The 18,941-nt window shown below is 73.4% G+C and carries 1 protein-coding gene; it reads right to left on the reverse strand.

Annotated elements, in window-relative coordinates:
- Positions 1-18,906 carry an amino acid adenylation domain-containing protein gene (locus tag OG622_RS47355; RefSeq protein ID WP_371583394.1) on the reverse strand — a complete coding sequence of 6,302 codons (18,906 nt, stop codon included), beginning with the start codon at positions 18,904-18,906 and terminating at the stop codon, positions 1-3.
- Positions 18,907-18,941 lie beyond the last annotated feature (35 nt).

Below are 18,941 nucleotides of genomic sequence, written 5' to 3' on the forward strand. Positions count from 1 at the left end.
TCACTTCGGACTCCGCTCCGCCCACGCGACGAGCCCTCGCAGGGCCCGGAACCAGGTCTCGGCGAGATCCTGGACCGTGTCGCGCGGCAGCAGTCCTTCCAGGTACGACCAGTGCGCGGCCAGCACCGGCCCGTCCGCCCGGTCCTCGGTCACCACGTTGATCTCCAGCGCGTGACCCTCCCGCATCGAGCCCTCCGACCCGATGTCCGCGGCGTCCTCCTCGGGCGCGTACGACCAGTCCGTCTCCTCCGGGATGCCGAACCGGCCCAGGTAGTTGAACTCGACACGTGGCGGCTCGTAGGCCGCCAGCACCTCGCGGGTACGGGGGTTGAGGTGCCGCAGCAGTCCGTACCCGACCCCGTTCGCGGGCAGCGCCGCCAGATGCTCGCGCACCCGCCGTACGGCCTCCTCGGCTGCCGGGCCCCCGGCGAAGGCCTCGGCCGGGTCGGTCGGCCCAGGATCGAGCCGGACCGGGAAGACGCTGGTGAACCAGCCGACCGTACGGGACAGATCGATCCCGTCGCCGCCCAGCTCCTCCTCGCGGCCGTGGCCTTCGAGGTCGACGAGGACCGAGGTGTCCGCACCGCCGTCCCGCCGCCGCCGGTCGGCGAAGGCGAGGGCGAGCCCGGCCAGCAGCACGTCGTTGACGGCGGCGCCGAACGCGGCGGGCACGGCCGACAGCAGCGGTCCGGTGTGCTCGGCGGGCAGTCGCAGCACGACCTCGCGCCGGGTGGCGGCGGTGTCGCGGTCCGGGTCCCGTTCGCGGGTGAGCGGCAGGGACTCGGTGCCGCCGTCGAGAATCGCCTCCCACACGGGGAGTTCGGCCTCCCGCTCCGGTGCCTGGGCCAGCTCGGTGAGCAGCCGGGACCAGCGGGCGAACGACGTCTCGACGGGCACCAGCCCGATGGGCCGTCCGGCGGAGAGGTCCCGCCAGGCCGCTTCGAGGTCCGGCAGCAGCACACGCCACGACACACCGTCCACGACGAGATGGTGGCCCATCAGCAGCAGTCGGCCCGGGGCGTCGCCCGCGTCGAACCATACGGCCCTGACCATGACCCCCGAGTCCGGGTCGAGCAACGCCCGTGCCGCGGTGGTGTGTTCGCGTACGGCCTCGCCCAGCGCGCCGGCGTCCAGGCCGGACACGTCGACCCGCTCGATCCAGCCGGCCGCGTCGACGGTGCCGACGGGCGGTACGAGCAGCGACCACTCCCCGGTGTCCTCGCGGGAGGGCCTGACCAGGGTGGCCCGCAGCAGGTCGTGCCGGTCGGTGAGCGCCTGGAGCACGGTGGTCAGAGCGGGCAGGTCCAGGGCCGCCGGGGTGCGCACCAGGGCCGACTGGTGGTACGTGGCGAAGGGGCCACCCAGTTCGCGCAGCCAGTGCATGACCGGAGTGAACGGCACGGAGCCGGTACCGTCGTCCGCCGGGCGCGGTGCGCTGACGTCGGCCGCCTCGGCGACCGTGCCCAGCCCGGCGACCGTGCGGTGCCGGAACACCAGCCTCGGGCTGATCCTCAGGCCTGCCGCGCGGGCCCGGCCCACGAGCTGCATGGCGACGATGCTGTCACCGCCGAGGGCGAAGAAGTCGTCGTCCACACCGACCCGTTCGAGCCCCAGCACCTCCGCGAAGACCGTGCACAGCAGCTCCTCGACGGGGGTCGCGGGTGCCCGTCCGGAGGACAGGGCGGAGAAGTCGGGCGCGGGCAGGGCGGACCGGTCCAGCTTGCCGTTGGCCAGCTGCGGGAACCGCTCCAGGGCGACGACGGCCGCCGGGACCATGTGGTCCGGGAGCCGGCCGGCGACATGGGCGCGCAGCCGCGCCGGGTCGGGCGCGGAGTCCGGGACCGGCACGACGTAGGCCACGAGCAGCTTGCGCGGGCCGTCCTGGTGGACGGTCACCAGGGCCTGGCCGACCTCCGGGTGGGTCGTGAGCACCGCCTCGATCTCGGCGGGCTCGATACGGAAGCCCCGGATCTTGACCTGGTCGTCGGCGCGGCCGAGGTAGTCGATCCGTCCGTCGGCGGTCCAGCGGGCCAGGTCGCCCGTGCGGTACAGCCGTGATCCGGCGGGCCCGAACGGGTCGGCCACGAACCGCTCGGCCGTCAGCGCGGGGCCGCCCAGGTAACCGCGGGCGAGACCGCCGCCCGCGAGGTACAGCTCGCCGGGGACGCCGGGCGGCAGCGGCTGGAGGCGGTCGTCGAGGACGTACGCCCGGGTACCGGCCACCGGCCGTCCCACGAGTGGCCGTTCGCTGTCGCGGACGCGTCCCACGAGGGCGTCCACGGTCGACTCGGTCGGCCCGTACAGGTTGAACGCCTCGGTGCCGGGCAGCTCGGACAGCCGCTTCCACAGGGCGACGGGGACGGCCTCGCCGCCCACGCCGACGACCGCGAGCGGGCAGTCGCCGCCCCGCAGCAGACCGCTGTCGGCCATCTGCGCGAAGAACGACGGGGTGACCTCCAGGAAGTCGAAGCGGTGCCGGAACACGGCCTCGGTGACCAGCTCGGGGTCGCGCCGGACCTCCTCGGACAGCACATGGACGCAGTGCCCGTCCAGCAGCCACAACTGGGGCTGCCAGGAGGCGTCGAAGAAGAACGACCAGGCGTGGCCCACCCGCAGATGCCTCCGCCCGGCCGCCTCGATCGCGGGTGCGTAGAGGGTCTCGCGGTGGCTGTGGAAGAGGTTGCCGAGGGTCTCGTGGGTGATCACGACGCCCTTGGGGCGGCCGGTGGAGCCCGAGGTGTAGATGACGTACGCCGGGTGTTGGGGCGTCAGCGGGGCGGTGCGGTCGGCGTCGGTGAGGTCGGCGGTGTCCTGGGCCGCGATCCGCGCCTTGGTGTCCCGGTCGTCCAGCACCAGCGGTTCGGTGCCGGGTGGCAGGGCGGCGGCGAGGTCGCGGGTGGTCAGGGTCAGGACCGGCCGGGCATCGGCGAGGACGTCGGCCGTGCGCTCCACCGGGGCGTCCGGGTCGAGCGGCAGATAGCCGGCGCCCGCCTTGTGGACCGCGAGGACGGCCGTGAGGAAGTGCGCCGTACGGGGCAGCGCGAGCGCCACGAACCGCTCCGGTCCGGCACCGGCCTCGACGAGCAGCCGGGCCAACCGGTTGGCGTCCGCGTTGAGCTCGGCGAAGGTCAGCTCGACGCCGTCGGAGGCGGCCGCGGGCCGATCGCCGTGCCGGTGCGCGCGCTCCTCGAAGAGTGCGGGAACGGTGGTCGGCGCGCCCGAGGCGGGCCTGCTGTGCCAGCCGCCGAGGAGGAGGGCCCGCTCGTCCGCGCCGAGGATGTCGACGCGGCCGAGCGTGGTGTCCGGGTCGGCGGTCACGGCACGCAGGACGCGCAGCAGTCGGGCCGCGAACGACTGGGCCGTGTCGTGGTCGAACAGATCGGCGCTGTACTCCAGGACACCGTCCACCCCGGTGCCGTCGCCGCGCTCGACGAAGTCGAAGGACAGGTCGAACTTGGCGGTCGTCTGCGCCACGTCGTCCCGGCGGGCGTCCAGTCCGAGCAGCCCGGTGTCGTCGCCACCCGACGCCAGATACACGACCATCACCTGGAACAGGGGGTGACGGGCGAGCGACCGGGCCGGGTTGACCACCTCCACCAGCCGCTCGAAGGGCACGTCCTGGTGGTCGAACGCGGCCAGGTCGGCCTCCCTGACACGGCCGAGCAGCTCCCGGAACGTCGGCTCCCCCGAGGTGTCGGTCCGCAGCACCAGCGTGTTGAGGAAGAACCCGACCAGGTCGTCCAGACCGGCGTCGCCGCGCCCGGAGATGGGGCTGCCGATCGGGATGTCGTTCCCAGCGCCGAGCCGGGAGAGGAGGGTGGCCACGGCCGCCTGGAGCACCATGAACACACTGACCCCGTTGTCCCGCGCCAACCCGTGCAGGGCTGTGGCGAGTCCGGCGTCCAGCGACAGGTCGGCGGAGCCGCCCCGGTAGGTCGCCTCCAGCGGCCGGGCCCGGTCCACGGGCAGTGCCAGCTCCTCGGGCAGCCCGGCCAGCGCCTGCTTCCAGTACGCGAGCTGGCGGGCCGCGAGGCTGTCGGCGTCCTTCTCGTCGCCGAGTACCTCCCGCTGCCACAGCGTGTAGTCGGCGTACTGGACGGGCAGCGGCTCCCACTCGGGAGGGAGTCCGGCCGTACGGGCGGAGTAGGCGAGCGCGAGGTCCCGGTTGAGCGGCCCCTCCGACCACTCGTCCCCGGCGATGTGGTGCAGGAGCAGCAGGACGGTCCACTCCTCCTCGCCGGTGCGGAACACATGGACGCGCAGCGGGAGTTCGCGGTCCAGCTCGAAGCCGTACGCGCCGGCCTCCGCCAGCAGCTCCGGCAGCAGGTCGTCGTCGGTGTCGACGACCTCGAACGGGACACGGACCTCGTCGGGCGCCAGCACCAGCTGATGGGCCCGGCCCGCGTCGTCGGGGAAGACCGTGCGCAGTGTCTCGTGGCGTACGACGACGTCGTGCACGGCGGCCCGCAGCGCCTCGACGTCCAGCGCGCCCGTCAGCCGCCAGGCCGAGGGGATGTTGTACGTCGCGCCGGCGCCCTCCACCTGGTACAGCACCCACAGGCGCTGCTGGGCGGAGGACAGCGGCAGCCGCTCGGGGCGCGGCCGGACCCCGAGCGCCGGCCTGGCACGGACATCGGCCGTGGAATCCTCCGCCAGGCGTCGCGCGAGACGGGCCACCGTCGGCGCGTCGAACACCGTACGCAGCGACACCTCGGCGCCGAAGGCCGCCCGGACTCCGGCGACCAGTCGCATCGCGAGCAGGGAATGGCCGCCGAGGACGAAGAAGTCGTCGTCGATACCGACCCGGTCCACGCCCAGGACGCCCGCGAACAGACCGCAGAGGATCTCCTCGCGCGGATCCCGCGCCCGGCCGCCCGTGCCGCCGCCCGCCGAGAAGTCGGGCACGGGCAGCGCCCGGCGGTCCAGTTTGCCGTTCGGCGTCAGCGGCAGCGCGCCGAGGACGACGACGGCCGCGGGGACCATGTGCTCGGGCAGGGCGGTCGCGGTGTGATCCCGCAGGGCCGCCGGGTCGGTGACCGCTCCGGCGGCGGGGACGACGTAGGCGACGAGCCATTGCTCGTGCGGCACGACGACCGCGTGGGCCACCGACTCGTGCCGGGCGAGCACGGCCTCGATCTCACCGGGCTCGATGCGCACCCCACGGATCTTGACCTGGTGGTCGGTGCGGCCCAGGAAGTCGAGTGTGCCGTCCGGCAGCCAGCGGGCCAGGTCGCCCGTGCGGTACATCCGGGCACCCGGGCCGCCGTACGGGTCCGCGACGAACCGCTCGGCCGTGAGGCCGGGACGGTCGAGATAGCCACGCGCGAGCTGGATGCCCGCCAGATACAGCTCACCCGCCACGCCCGGCGGCACCGGCCGCAGCGACGCGTCCAGGACATAGGTCCGGGTGTTCCACACGGGACGCCCGATCACCACCCGCTCGGCGCCCGCCACCACCTGGCCGGCCGTGACGTCGACCGAGGCCTCCGTCGGCCCGTACAGGTTGTGCAGCTCGGCCGACAGCACCTCGTGGAAGCGCTCGGCCACCGGCGACGGCAGCGCCTCACCGCTGCACATCACCCGGCGCAGACTCGTGCACCGGGCGGCGGCCGGCTCCTCCAGGAACACCTGCAGCATCGACGGCACGAAGTGCGTGGTCGTGACGCCCTGTTCGCGGATGAGTCCGGCCAGATACGCCGGGTCCCGGTGGCCCTCCGGCCGGGCGACCACCAGGGCGGCTCCGGTGACGAGCGGCCAGAAGAACTCCCACACCGACACGTCGAAGCCGGACGGGGTCTTCTGCAGCACCCGGTCGTCGGGGCCGAGCCCGTACGCGTCCTGCATCCACAGCAGCCGGTTCACGATGCCCGTCTGCGGCACGACGACACCCTTGGGGCGGCCGGTCGAGCCGGAGGTGTAGATCACATAGGCCGGGCTCGACGGGTCGTACGTGGTGGGTGGTTCGGCCTCCGGCCCCTGGGGCAGCGCGTCCTCGATGACGCACACCGGCCGCGCCTCCTCCAGCATGAGCGCGATCCGCTCCCGCGGCTGATCGGCCTCCAGCGGCAGATAGGCGCCGCCCGCCCGGTGCACCGCCAACAGGGCCACGACCAGGTCCACCGAACGCGGCAACGCCACCGCCACCGTGCGCTCCGGGCCCACACCCGCCCCGGCCAGGACCCGCGCCGTGCGCTCGACCCGCGCGTCCAACTCCGCGTAGGTCAAATGCTGTTCGTCGTCGACGACAGCGAGCGCGTCCGGCGTCCGCGCCACCTGCGCGCGGAACAGCTCCGGCAGGGTCGTCGCGGGTACGTCGTGACCGGTGTCGTTCCACCGGACGAGCACCGCCTCCCGCTCGGCCTCGCCGAGAACCTCCAGATCCCGGACGGGGACGTCGGGTTCGGCGGCCACCCGGTCGAGGAGCCGCGCCAGCAGCCCGGCGAGCCGCTGGGCCGTCGTCCCGTCGTACAGGTCGTGGGCGTACTCCAGGAGGAGGGTGAGACGGTCCCGGCCCACCTCGTCGACGAAGGTGAAGTGGAGGTCGAACTTGGCCATGCCCGTGTCCATGTCGAACCACTCGGTGGGCATGCCGAGCACCTCGGGGTCGCCGTCGGGCCGGTAGTGGTAGCCGATCATGACCTGGAAGAGCGGGTTGCGGCCGGCGACCCGGGGCGGGTTCACGGCCTCGACGACGTGGTCGAAGGGGAGATCCTGGTTCTCGAACGCCTCCAGCGCGGACTCCCGGACCCGGCGCAGGAGTTGCGTGAACGTCAGGCCGGTCTCGCCGCCCGACAGGTCGGTGCGCAGCACCAGCGTGTTCACGAAGAACCCGATCAGGTCGTCCATCGCGTCGTCCGTACGCCCGGCGATGGGCGCCCCGAGCGGAATGTCGTTCCCGGCGCCGAGCCGGTGCAGCAGCGCCGCCGTGGCGGCCTGGAACAGCATGAACATACTGGTGTTGGTGGCACCGGACAGCTCACGCAGAGCCTGGGCCGTGGAAGGGGAGAGGTCCAGGTGGACCTTGCCGCCACGCCCGGTGGGCTCCTCCGGCCGGGGCCGGTCCAGCGGCAGGGACAGCTCCTCCGGCAGCTCCCGCAGAGCCCCGGTCCAGTGGGCGAGCTGGGCTTCGCCGACCTGACCGAGCAGCGTGTCCTGCCACAGGGTGTAGTCGGCGTACTGGACCGGCAGCGGCTCCCACCTCGGGGCGTGGCCTTCGACACGGGCCCGGTACGCGGTGCTGAGATCACCGAGGAACGGCCGGTCCGACCACTCGTCGGTGGTGATGTGATGCAACATCAGAGCCACGACGTGATCGCCGGGGCCCAGCCTCAACACCTCGGCCCGGACGGGGAGTTCGGTGCTCAGGTCGAACGGGCGCCGCTGTGCCGCCGCGATCCGCTCGGACAGCTCGTCCTCGGTGACATCGGACATCCGGAAGTCGGGCTCGGCCGTGCCCGGCGGCACGATCCACTGATACGGCTCCCCGTCCTCCTCCAGGAACCGTGTCCGCAGAGCCTCATGACGGTCGGTCACATCACCCAGCGCGGCCCGCAGCGCGTCGAGGCGCAGCTCGCCGCGCAGCCGGAAGACGAGGGGGAAGTTGTAGGCGACGCCGCCGGTGATGCGCTCCACCAGCCACAGTCGCCGCTGGGCCGCCGACAGCGGGATCCGCGCGGGCCGCTCGGACGCCGGCCGCAGCACGGGACGCGCGGGCCTGCCGGCCTCCGCCCGCAGCGCCAGCGCCTCCGGGGTGGGCGCCTCGAACAGGTCACGGATCGCCAGCTCGGCACCCAGCTCGGTGCGGGCGCGACTGATCAGCCGGGTCGCCAGCAGCGAGTGGCCGCCCAGGTCGAAGAAGTTGTCCTCCGCGCCCGTGCGGGGCAGGCCCAGCACCTCGGCGAAGAGCCGGCACAGCACCTCCTCGACGGGGGTGCGCGGGCCGCGCCCGGCCGACAGGGCGACCGCGGGCTCGGCGTCCGGCAGGGCGCGCACATCGAGCTTGCCGTTGTCGTTCATCGGCAGTCCGGGCAGGACCACGAAGGCGGCGGGCACCATGTAGCCGGGCAGCCGCTGTCCGAGGTCGTCGCGGAGCCGCCTGACGAGCGCGGTGTGACCGCGCCCGGCGGCCGGGGTGTTCGCGAACGGGACGTCGTCGCGGTCGGCGCGCGGCCGGTACAGACCCGCCGTACGGGAGGTGTCGGTGCCGGGCACGAAAACGGCCTCGTAGGCGCCCGGTTCGTCGGACCAGGTGGTGAGCAGCCGGTAGCCGTGTGTCTCGGCCGTCTCCCGCAGGTCCTCCGGCTCCACGCCCATGGCGGTGACGGCCGTCGGCCGACCGGTGTCCAGGGCGCGCAGGCCGGCGAGGTCGCCGACCGTGCGGGCGTCCGGGACGCCCCGCACCCGCAGCGGCCCGCTGCCGTCGAGACGGGTGAGGAGCACGTCCCGCCCGGTCCAGTCGACGGCCGGGACGCCGTCCAGGGAGAGTGCCGGAGCCCCCTCGTACAGCACCACGTCGTACCGGTAGCGGGTCAGCTCGTTGTGGTGGCGGCCCGCCTTGGTGCGCAGGTCGACGCAGACGCCGAGGGTGGTGAACCAGTCCGGGTCGACGAGGAGTTCCTTCTCCAGGGCGAGGCCGCGCTCCACGGCCCGGCGCAGGCTCCCGGGCTCGGTGTCCGCGTCGGCACGGGCGGCCTGGATACCGGACTGGAACACCCGGGCCTGGCGCAGGTCGCGGACGTCACCGAGGAACAGGGCGCCGCCGGGCGCGAGCAGGTCCAGCGCGCCCCGGATCACCTGGTGGAGGTGGTCCAGGCTGGGGAAGTACTGGATGACGGAGTTGATGACGACCGTGTCGAAGAAGCCGGTGGGCAGTCCGTCGGTCACCTCTGCCGCCTGGCAGCGCAGCTCGACCTTGCCGGCCAGCACAGGGTCGCTCTGGACGCCCTCGGTGAGCTTGCGGATCACGGGCGCGGCGAAGTCGGTCGCCCAGTACGCCTCGGCGTCCGGGGCGAGCTTCGACAGCAGCAGACCCGAGCCGACACCGATCTCCAGGATGCGGCGGGGCCTCAGCTCGCGGATGCGGGACACGGTGGCCTCACGCCACTCGCGCATGTGCTCCACGGGGATGGGGGTGCCGTCGTAGGAGCTGTCCCAGCCGGCGAAGTCCTCGGTGAAGAGGGCGGTGCCGATCTCGGTGTACTCGGCGGAGTAGATCTCCTGCCACTCGCCGATCTGCTCCCGCTCGGCCGACTCGCGTGCCTCGGCGTCGGGTTCGGCGGGGACGACGTAGCCGACGAGGCGCTTGGTGCCGGGGGCGCCGGCGTCGTCCCTGGCGATGACGGCGGCCCGGGACACCTCGGGGTGCTGGACGAGAGCGGTCTCGATCTCGCCCAGCTCCACCCGGTAGCCGCGGATCTTGACCTGGTCGTCGGTACGGCCCAGGAAGTCCAGATTGCCGTCCGGGCGGCGTCGTACGAGGTCACCGGTGCGGTACATGCGCTCGCCCGGCTGCCCGTACGGGTCGGCCACGAACCGCTCGGCGGTCAGGCCGGGCCGGTCGAGGTAGCCGCGCGCCAGACCGACACCGGCGATGTACAGCTCACCCGACACACCGTCGGGCACCGGCCGCAGCCAGGTGTCGAGGATGCGGGCGCGGGTGGCGCGGATGGGTTTGCCCACGGTCGGGGTCGCGCTGTCCTGTGTACCGCCGCCGAGCGTGTTGATCGTGTACTCGGTCGGGCCGTACAGGTTGTAGCCGTACGTCCCCTCCGTGTCCCGCAGGGTGTTCCACACCGTCTCGGTGACGGCCTCGCCGCCGAGCAGCACCAGCGGCGGCCGGTGCCCCTCCAACAGGCCCTCCTCCAGCAGGAGGTGGGCGTAGGTCGGGGTCACGTTGACGACGTCGACGCGGTGTTCCTCGCAGTACGCCACCAGCGCGGTCGCGTCCCGCCTCAACTCCTCGTCGCAGACGTGCACCTCATGTCCCTCGACGAGCCACAGCAGCTCCTCCCAGGACATGTCGAACGCGAACGACACGGTGTGCGCGATTCGCAGCCGCCGTCCGCCGGCCGACGCGATCGCCGGGGCGAAGATCTCCTTCTGGTGGTTGAGCTGCATGTTCGTCAGACCGACGTACGGCGTGACGACACCCTTGGGACGGCCCGTCGAGCCCGAGGTGTAGATGACGTACGCCGGGTGGTCGAGGCTGAAGTCCACCGACACCGGGCCGGCCGGGAGGGCTGCCAGTTCGGCCGCCACCGCCGGGTCGTCGAGCAGTACGCGCGGCGTGTCGCCCGTCAGCGTCTGCGACACGCTCTGCGTGGACAGCAGGAGCAGCGGGCGGGCGTCCGCCAGCATCAGCGACAGCCGGTCGGCCGGGTGGTCCAGCTCCAGCGGCAGATACGCCGACCCCGTCCGCAGCACCGCGAACAGCGCCACCACCATGTCGATCGAGCGCGGCAGTCCGAGCGCGATCACCTTCTCGGGACCGGCGCCCCGCGCGATCAGCAGCCGGGCCATGCGGTCGCAGCGCGCGTCGAGTTCGGCGTACGTCAGGGTCTGCGCGCCGAAGACCAGGGCGGTCTCGTCCGGGGTGCGGGCGGCCTGCGCGGCCAGCATGTCCGCGACCGTCTCGTGCGGTACGGGCTGCCGCTGTTCGGCCTCCTCACGGGCGAGCGCGGTGGCCTCGGCGGGCAGCAGGGAGCCCAGTGAGCCGACGGGCGCGTGCGGGGCGGCCACCAGCCGGCCCACCAGCAGCACGAAGCGGTCCAACAGGCGTTGCGCGTAGGCGCCGTCCAGCAGGTCGGGCCGGTAGGCGAGGGTCGCTCTGACCCGCTCGCCGGGCGTGACCACCAGGTTCGCCGGGTAGTGCGTGGCGTCCACGTTGGCCACGGCCGTCGCGCCGTGCCGCTCGCGCAGCTCGGCCAGCCGCTCGTCGGTGTCGGCGTTGCGCAGCACGAACAGCGTGTCGAACAGCCGCCGGTGCCCCGACTCGGCCTGGAGCACACCCAGGCCCAGATGCTCGAACGGCATGACCTCAAGCCGCTCGCCCTGGATACGGCGCAGCAGGGCGACCACCGGCTCACGCGGGTCGAAGGCGATGCGCGCGGGCACGGTGTTGAGGAACATGCCGATGACGTTCTCGACGTCCGGCACCTCGCTGGGCCGCCCGGCGACCGTCGTACCGAACGCGATGTCGCTGCGGCCCGTCGCGCCGGCCAGGACCAGCCCCCAGGCCGCGTTGAGCACGGTGTTGAGGGTCAGACCGTGTCCCCGGGCGAGGTCGCGCAGCCGCTCGGCGACCGCCGTGTCCAGCACGGCGTCCAGCTGCTCAGGGATCACCGGCTCCCGCCCCCGGTCGGAGGCGGCCGGCACCAGCAGCGTGGGCTCCTCGAAACCGGACAGGGCCGCCCGCCAGGACCGGGTGGCCTCGGTGTCGTCCTGTCGTTCCAGCCAGGTCAGGTAGTCGCGGTACGAGCCGGGACGGGCGAGGCCCGCCGGGTCGCCTCCGCTCTCGTACAGCGCGAACAGCTGGTCCAGGAACAGCCAGGCCGACCAGCCGTCCCACAGGATCAGATGACGGCCCACGACCAGCCGGTCGCCGCGCTCGTCACCGAGTCGTACGAGCAGCATCCGGAAGAGGAGGGGGCGGGTGAGGTCGAAGCGCCGCGCCCTCGACTCGTCCAGCAACTCCCGCATCCGCCGGTCCTGTTCGGTTGCCGGCAGCCCTGCCAGATCCACCTCGGTCAGCGGGATCTCGGCGTCCCGCACGATGAACTGCACCGGCTGGCGCAGCCCTTCACTGGTGAACCCGGCGCGGAGGCTGGGGTTGCGGGCCAGCAGCGTGCGCACGGCCGCCGACAGCCGCTCGGCGTCGACGCGTTCGGTGAAGTCGAAGGACTCGTGGACCGTGTAGACGTCCAGGGAGCTGTCGTCGAAGTTCGAGTGGAAGAACAGGCCCTCCTGGAGCGGGGCGAGGGGCCACACGTCCTCGATCCGGCCCGGGGCGAGCCGCTCGACCCGCTCGCGCTCCTCCTCGGTCAGGGTGAACGCGGACTCGACAGGGCTGTCCCCCGCGGTCGTCTCGTCGACAGCGGCCGTCGCCGCGAGCGCCGCCGGGGTGCGGTGCTCGAAGACGTCGCGCGGGCCGATCACCAGACCCGCGCGGCGGGCCCGGCTGGAGACGGCGATCGAGCTGATGCTGTCCCCGCCGAGCAGGAAGAAGTCGTCGTCGACACCGACCTCCGCGAGCTTCAGCACGGCCGCGAAGATCTCGACGAGCAGCTGCTCCCGAGGACTGCCCGGCGCACGGGTGACAGCGGTCCGTACGGCCTGCGGGGCGGGCAGCGTGGCCCGGTCCAGCTTGCCGCTGGGGGTGAGCGGCAGCGCGTCGAGGACCACCCAGGCGCTCGGCACCATGGGGGAGGGGAGGGACCCGGTCAGGGCCTCGCGGAGGTCGCTCACCTCGGCGCCGCCGACGGGCACGACATAGGCGACGAGCGCGTCGTCCCGTACCGTCACGGCGGCCTGCGCGACCTCCGGAAGCCGTACGAGGGCGGCCTCGATCTCGCCGAGTTCGATCCGGTTGCCGCGCAGCTTGACCTGCCGGTCCGTGCGGCCCAGGTACTCGATCACCCCGTCCGGGCGTCGCCGGACGAGGTCACCGGTGCGGTACATCCGGGTGCCGGGCGGCCCGTACGGATCGGCGGTGAACCGCTCGGCGGTCAGCGCCGGACGCGCGTGGTAGCCGCGGGCGAGCTGGACGCCGGTCAGGTACAGCTCGCCGGGGACGCCGTCGGGGACGGACCGCAGACAGGCGTCCAGGACCCGCAGGCCGGTGTTCCACACGGGACGCCCGATGGGCACCGAAGCGCCGTGGTCCTCGTCGGAGGCATACGGGTGGTAGGTGACGTCGACGGCCGCCTCGGTCGGGCCGTACAGGTTGTGCAGCGGCACGCCCGTCAGCGCGTGCCAGCGGCCCGCGGCGGTGACGGGGAGCGCCTCGCCGCTGCTCAGCACGCGGCGCAGCGACACCGACCAGGTGGGGTCGCCGGTGACCTCGTCGTGCTGGAGGAAGGCCTCCAGCATCGACGGCACGAAGTGCATGGTCGTGACGGCCTGTTCACGGACGAGCCCGGCCAGGTAGGCGGGGTCGCGGTGGCCGTCCGGGCGGGCGAGCACCACGGTCGCGCCTTCGAGGAGCGGCCAGAAGAACTCCCACACGGACACGTCGAAGCTGGACGGTGTCTTCTGCAGCACCCGGTCGTCCGCGCCGAGTCCGTAGGCACCCTGCGTCCACGCGAGCCGGTTGACGATGGCGCGGTGGGTGACGACGACGCCCTTGGGGAGGCCGGTCGAGCCGGAGGTGTAGATGAGGTAGGCGGGGTCGTCGGGGCGGGCGGCGACGGGGGCGACGGCGTTACCGGCCGGCTCGTCGTCCGGGGCGTCGAGCAGCAGCACCGAGGGAATCGCGGGAACGTTCCGCGCGGGCGACTGCGGCGGTCGGGACGCTCGCGGCAGCCGGTCGGCCGTCGCGGACAGCGTGACCACGGTCGTGGCGCCCGAGTCGGCGAGCATGTGGGTCACCCGGTCGGCCGGGTAGTCCAGGTCCACCGGCAGATAGGCGGCACCCGACTTCAGGACGCCGAGCAGTGCCACCATCAGCTCCGCCGAGCGGGGCACGGCGACCGCGACGAAGGCTCCCGGCCGGGCGCCACGGCCGCGCAGCCGCACGGCCAACTCCTCGGCGCGGGCGTCCAGTTCGGCGTAGCTCAGGTGCTCGTCCTCGAAGACGACGGCTGTCGCGTCCGGCGTCCTGGCGACCTGCGCCGCGAACCCCTCGGCCAGGGTGGTCTCCGGTACGAGGCGGTCCTCGCCGGTGGGACGGGCGTGCAGGGCCTCGTCGGGGGAGAGCAGCTCCACGGAGGCGGCCACGCGGTCCGGTGCCTCGGCGATGGCCTCCAGCACGCGCGCCAGACGGTCGCCGATGGCGCGGACGGTGTCGCCGTCGAGGCGTTCCGCGTGGTGCTTGAGCCGCAGGTCGAGCCGTCGGCCGGGCTTGACGACGAGGGCGAGGGGGTAGTGCACGGCATCGTGGAAGGCGTCGCCGGTGATCCGTACGGTGCCCGAGGCGTCCCGGAGGTCCGTCTCGGCGGGGTAGTTCTCGAACACCACGAGGGTGTCGAAGAGTTCACCGGAGCCCGCGTGCCCGGTGAGCCGCTGGATCTCGGCGAGGCCCAGGTGCTGGTGGTCCAGCAGCCGGGCCTGCTCCTCCTGGAGCCGGACGAGCAGAGCCCCGAGGGATTCGCGGGGGGCCCAGCGGAAGCGGGTCGGCAGGGTGTTGATGAACAGGCCCACCATCGAGGCGATGCCCTCGACCTCGCCGTCGCGCCCGGAGACCGTGGTGCCGAACACCACGTCGTCCCGGCCGGTCAGCCTGCCGAGGAGCAGGCCCCAGGCGCCCTGCACCACCGTGCCGAGGGTGATCCCGTGCTCACGGGCCCGCTCGGCGAGCCGCGCGGTGGTCCGCTCGGACAGCTCCACCCGCACATGGCCCGGTCGTACGGGTGCCGCGTCGGCCGGAGTGCCGACGAGCCGCGTCGGCTCGTCGAACCCGGCGAGCGCGTCGAGCCAGGCGTCGCGGGCCGCGTCGCGGTCCTGCTCGGCCAGGCGGCGCAGGAAGCCGCGGTAGGGGGCGACTTCGGGAAGCGGGGGCGTGTCAGCACCGTAGAGCGCCATCAGTTCGCGGTGCAGCACCGGCAACGACCAGCCGTCCGCCACGATGTGATGGAACGTCAGCACCAGACGGCTGTGCTCCTCCCCGAGCCGGACCAGGGCGCAGCGCAGCAGGGGCGGCGCGGCCAGGTCGAAGCCCCGGGCGCGCTCGTCGGCGGCCACCGCGTCACCCAGCGACTCCCGGACCTCCCCGTCCTGCGACGACAGGTCGACCTCCCGCCACGGCAGCTCGGCGTCCCGCGTGACGATCTGCACCGGGGTGCCGTCCGGGCGCTGACGGAACGCGGCCCGCAGCGGCGCGTGCCGGTCCAGCAGGCCCTGCGCGGCCCGGCGCAGCAGCGAGCCGTCGACGGGTCCGGCGAGGTCGAGGACCTGTTGGACGACATACGTGTCCCCGTCGGCGCCGCCGGTGAGGGAGTGGAAGAAGAAGCCCTGTTGGAGCGGGGTCAGCGGAAGCAGTTCCTCGACCGGCAGCGGGTGCGTGCCCTGGATCTCGGCGAGTTCGGCCTCGTCGACCTCCACCAGCGGCTCGTCGGCGGTCCGCTCGGCGACCCGCTCGACGGCGGCCTTCGCCAGCGCCTCGACCGTGCGGTGCCGGAACACGTCACGCGTGGTGAGCCTGAGGCCCGACTCCCGTGCGCGGATGAGGAGTTGGATGGCGCTGATGCTGTCGCCGCCGAGCGCGAGGAAGTCGTCCTCGGCCGTCACGGCGTCGAGCCCGAGCACGTCGGCGTACAGCGCGCACAGCAGCTTCTCGCGGCTGGTGCGCGGGGCGCGGCCGGAGCTCATGGCCGCGTAGTCCGGGGCCGGCAGCGCCCGCGCGTCGATCTTGCCGCTGGGGGTGACCGGCAGGGCGTGCAACGGGACGAACGCCGAGGGGACCATGTAGTCGGGCAGCCACTCGGCGGCGTGCCCGCGCAGGGTCCGCATCAGCGCGCCGACGTCACGGAAGGGCGCGGGCCGGTTGGCGTGCGGAAAGGCGTCGGCCGTCCGGTACAGGGGGCCGAAGGGCCCGTCGAGGACGAGCACGGCGTCGAACGCCCCGTCGTCGGCGTTCCCGTTCCAGGTGAGTGCCGCCCGGTAGCCGTGCTCCGCCGCCAGCGCGTGCAGATCCGCCGGATCGGCCCCGGTGGCCGCCTCCCGGCTGCTGCCGTCCAGCCGCCGCAGGTCAGCCAGGTCGTCCGCGAGGCGCGCGTTGGGCACACCGGTGACGCGGAGCCCGTCCGGCCGCCCGGCCAGCAGCTCCGCCAGTCCGCCGAGGCCGCCGACCGCCGCCCAGTCGGTCTCCGGCAACTCCGGGCTGCCCGTCGCAGCCCCCGGGCGCAGCACGACGTCGTACCGGTACCGGCTCAGCTCGTTGTGGTGCGAGGCCCGCTTGATCCGGATCTCCGCGTCGAAGCCGTCGAGGGCGGCGAAGAAGTCCGGGTCGAGGAGGAGTTCGCCCTCCCAGCGCACCGACTGCTCGACGGCCGCGCGCAGCGCGCTCTTGTCCTCACCCTCACCCGCGTCACCGGTCGCCCGCCGGGTCTCCACGGCCGCGCGCAGCGTACGCAGCAGCCGCAGGTTGCGGACGTCGCCGACGAAGATCCGGCCACCGGGGGCCAGCAGCCCCGACACCTGGCGCAGCACATCGACGAGGTACTCCCCACTGGGGAAGTACTGGGCGACCGAGTTGATGACGACCGTGTCGAAGTACCCGGTCGGCAGCCCGTCGGTGTCGTGGGCGGGCCGGGCCCGCAGCTCGACCTTCACGGCCAGCTCGGGATCGGCGTCGACCTGGGCGCGGAGCGCCGCGACGGCCTTCGCCGAGAGGTCGGTGCCCCAGTACGCCTCGCAGTCCGGCGCGATCCGGGACAGGATCAGGCCGCTGCCGACACCGATCTCCAACACCCTTTGGTTCGTGCCGAGTTCACGGATGCGCTCGACGGTCGCCGCTCGCCACTCGCGCATCTCCTCGACGGGGATCGGCGTGCCGTCGTACATGCTGTTCCAGCCGGCGTAGTTCTCGCGGAGACCGGATCCGTCACGGGCGGCGGTGTCGGCGGAGTCGACGGCGTCCTCGGAACCGGCCGCCCCGTAGAGGAGTTCGTGCAGCTCCTTCCACTCCTCGACCCGGGCGTCGGGGTCCGCGTCGCGTGGCGCGTCGAGGGCGGGGACGACGTAGGCGGCGAGGCGGCGGTCGCCGGGCCGGTCCTCGCGCACGACCACGGTGACCTGGTCGACGGCCGGGTGGCCGCGCAGCACCGACTCGATCTCGCCCGGCTCGATACGGAAGCCGCGGATCTTCACCTGGGCGTCGGCGCGCCCCAGGAACTCCAGCCGTCCGTCGGCGCGCCAGCGGACCAGGTCCCCGGTGCGGTAGAGCCGCTCGCCGGGCCCCCCGAACGGGTCGGCCACGAACCGCTCGGCCGTCAGATCCGGCCGCCCGAGATAGCCCCGGGCCAGGCCGTCACCGCCCAGGTACAGCTCACCGGTGACCCCGGCGGGGACGGGCCGCAGGAACGCGTCCAGGACGTACGCCCGGGTCCCCGGGTCGGGCACGCCGATCGGGACGATCGCCCCGGCCGGGATGTCCGGATCGCACAGCCCGAGCGTGGAGTTGGTGGTGGCCTCGGTCGGGCCGTACGCGTTGAACATCATCCGCCCGCGCGCGTACCGCCCCACCAGCTCGGGTGAGACACGCTCGGTGCCCGCCAACAGCGTGGCGGTCGGCGGGAGACGGACGTCGTCGGGCAGGGCGGCGAGCAGCGCGGGCGGCAGGATCATGAAGGTGATGCCGTGCGCGTTCGCGTAGTCGGCGAGCGGTGCGCCGGGCACCCGCAGTTCCGCCGGGACGACGACGAGCCGGCCGCCGGACAGCAGTCCGAGGCACAGGTCCCAGAAGGCGACGTCGAAGCTCGGCGAGGCGAACTGCAGCACCCGGCTGTGCGGGCCGATGCCGAACCGCTCGCTCTGCGTGGCCACCAGCTTCGCCACACCGCCGTGCGCGAGGGCGACACCCTTGGGGCGGCCCGTCGAACCCGAGGTGTAGATCACATAGGCGGCGTTCAGCACGGTGAGCGATGCCCCGCGATCAGCCTCGGTGGGGTCGTGGGCCGGCCGCCCGGCCAACTCGGCGGCCGTGGCGGGCGAGTCCAGCTCCAGGAGCGTCATGCCCTCGACCGGGTCGGGGAGGTCCCGTGCGGTCTCCCCGGTGGTCACCATGCAGACGGGCCGCGCGTCGCCCAGCATGTACGCGATCCGGTCCGCCGGGTAGTCGTGGTCGATCGGCAGATAGGCGGCGCCCGACTTCAGGACAGCCACCTCCGCGACGATCAGCTCGGCGGAGCGCGGCAGTGTCAGGGCGACGATCCGCTCGGGCCCGGCACCCCGCGCGATCAGCGCGTGCGCCAGGCGGTTGGCGCGCTCGTCCAGCTCCGCGTAGGTGAGTTCCTCGTCCTCGAAGATCAGCGCCACGGCGTCCGGCCGCTGCCGCACCTGCTCGGCGAACATCGCGGGCCAGGTGTCCGCCGGCACCGAGTGCGCGGTGTCGTTCCAGTCGTGGACGACCTGGCGGTACTCCTGCGGGCTCATCAGCTCCAGGCGGGCGACCGGAGTCCCGGGCCGGGCCAGCGCGTCGGCCAGCAGGGTGCGGTAGTGGCCGAGGAGCCGTTCGATCGTCGTACCGTCGAAGACGCCGGGGTGGTACGAGGCCCGTGCCGAGCCGTCGACCACCTCCAGCAGCACGTCGACCGGGGCGGGCAGCTCACCGATGGGCCGCGCGGCCGTGGCGAACGCCGTGTTGAAGAACAGCCCGCCGCCGCGCGTCGGCCGGGGCCGCAGCTCCTCGACCAGGAGCCCGACCGGCACCCGGTTGGTCTCCGCCTCCTCGTGCGCCTGCGTCACCCGGCGCACCAGCTCGGCGAACGTCGGCTCGTGCTCGACGGACACCCGCAGCGGGAGTCCGTCATGGCCCACGGTCAGGTCCGTCGCGCCGGTATAGCGGTGCAGCAGGGCGACGAACGCCGCGAGGCGTACGGCGTCGGGGGCGTCCGGAACATCCGCCGGCGCGCACGTGTCCCGTTCGAGGAGCGGCTGTGGCGGGTGGGGCCGATCGGCGGGCAGTGAGATCTCCAGCGGCAGCGATGTCAGCAGCCGCCGCCAATAGGCCAGGACTTCCTCGGTACCGCACACAGCAGTGAGCCTTCCCACCAGGTAGGGGCCCGGTT

Origin of the sequence: Streptomyces sp. NBC_01314 (assembly GCF_041435215.1) — a bacterium.
Lineage (GTDB): Bacteria > Actinomycetota > Actinomycetes > Streptomycetales > Streptomycetaceae > Streptomyces.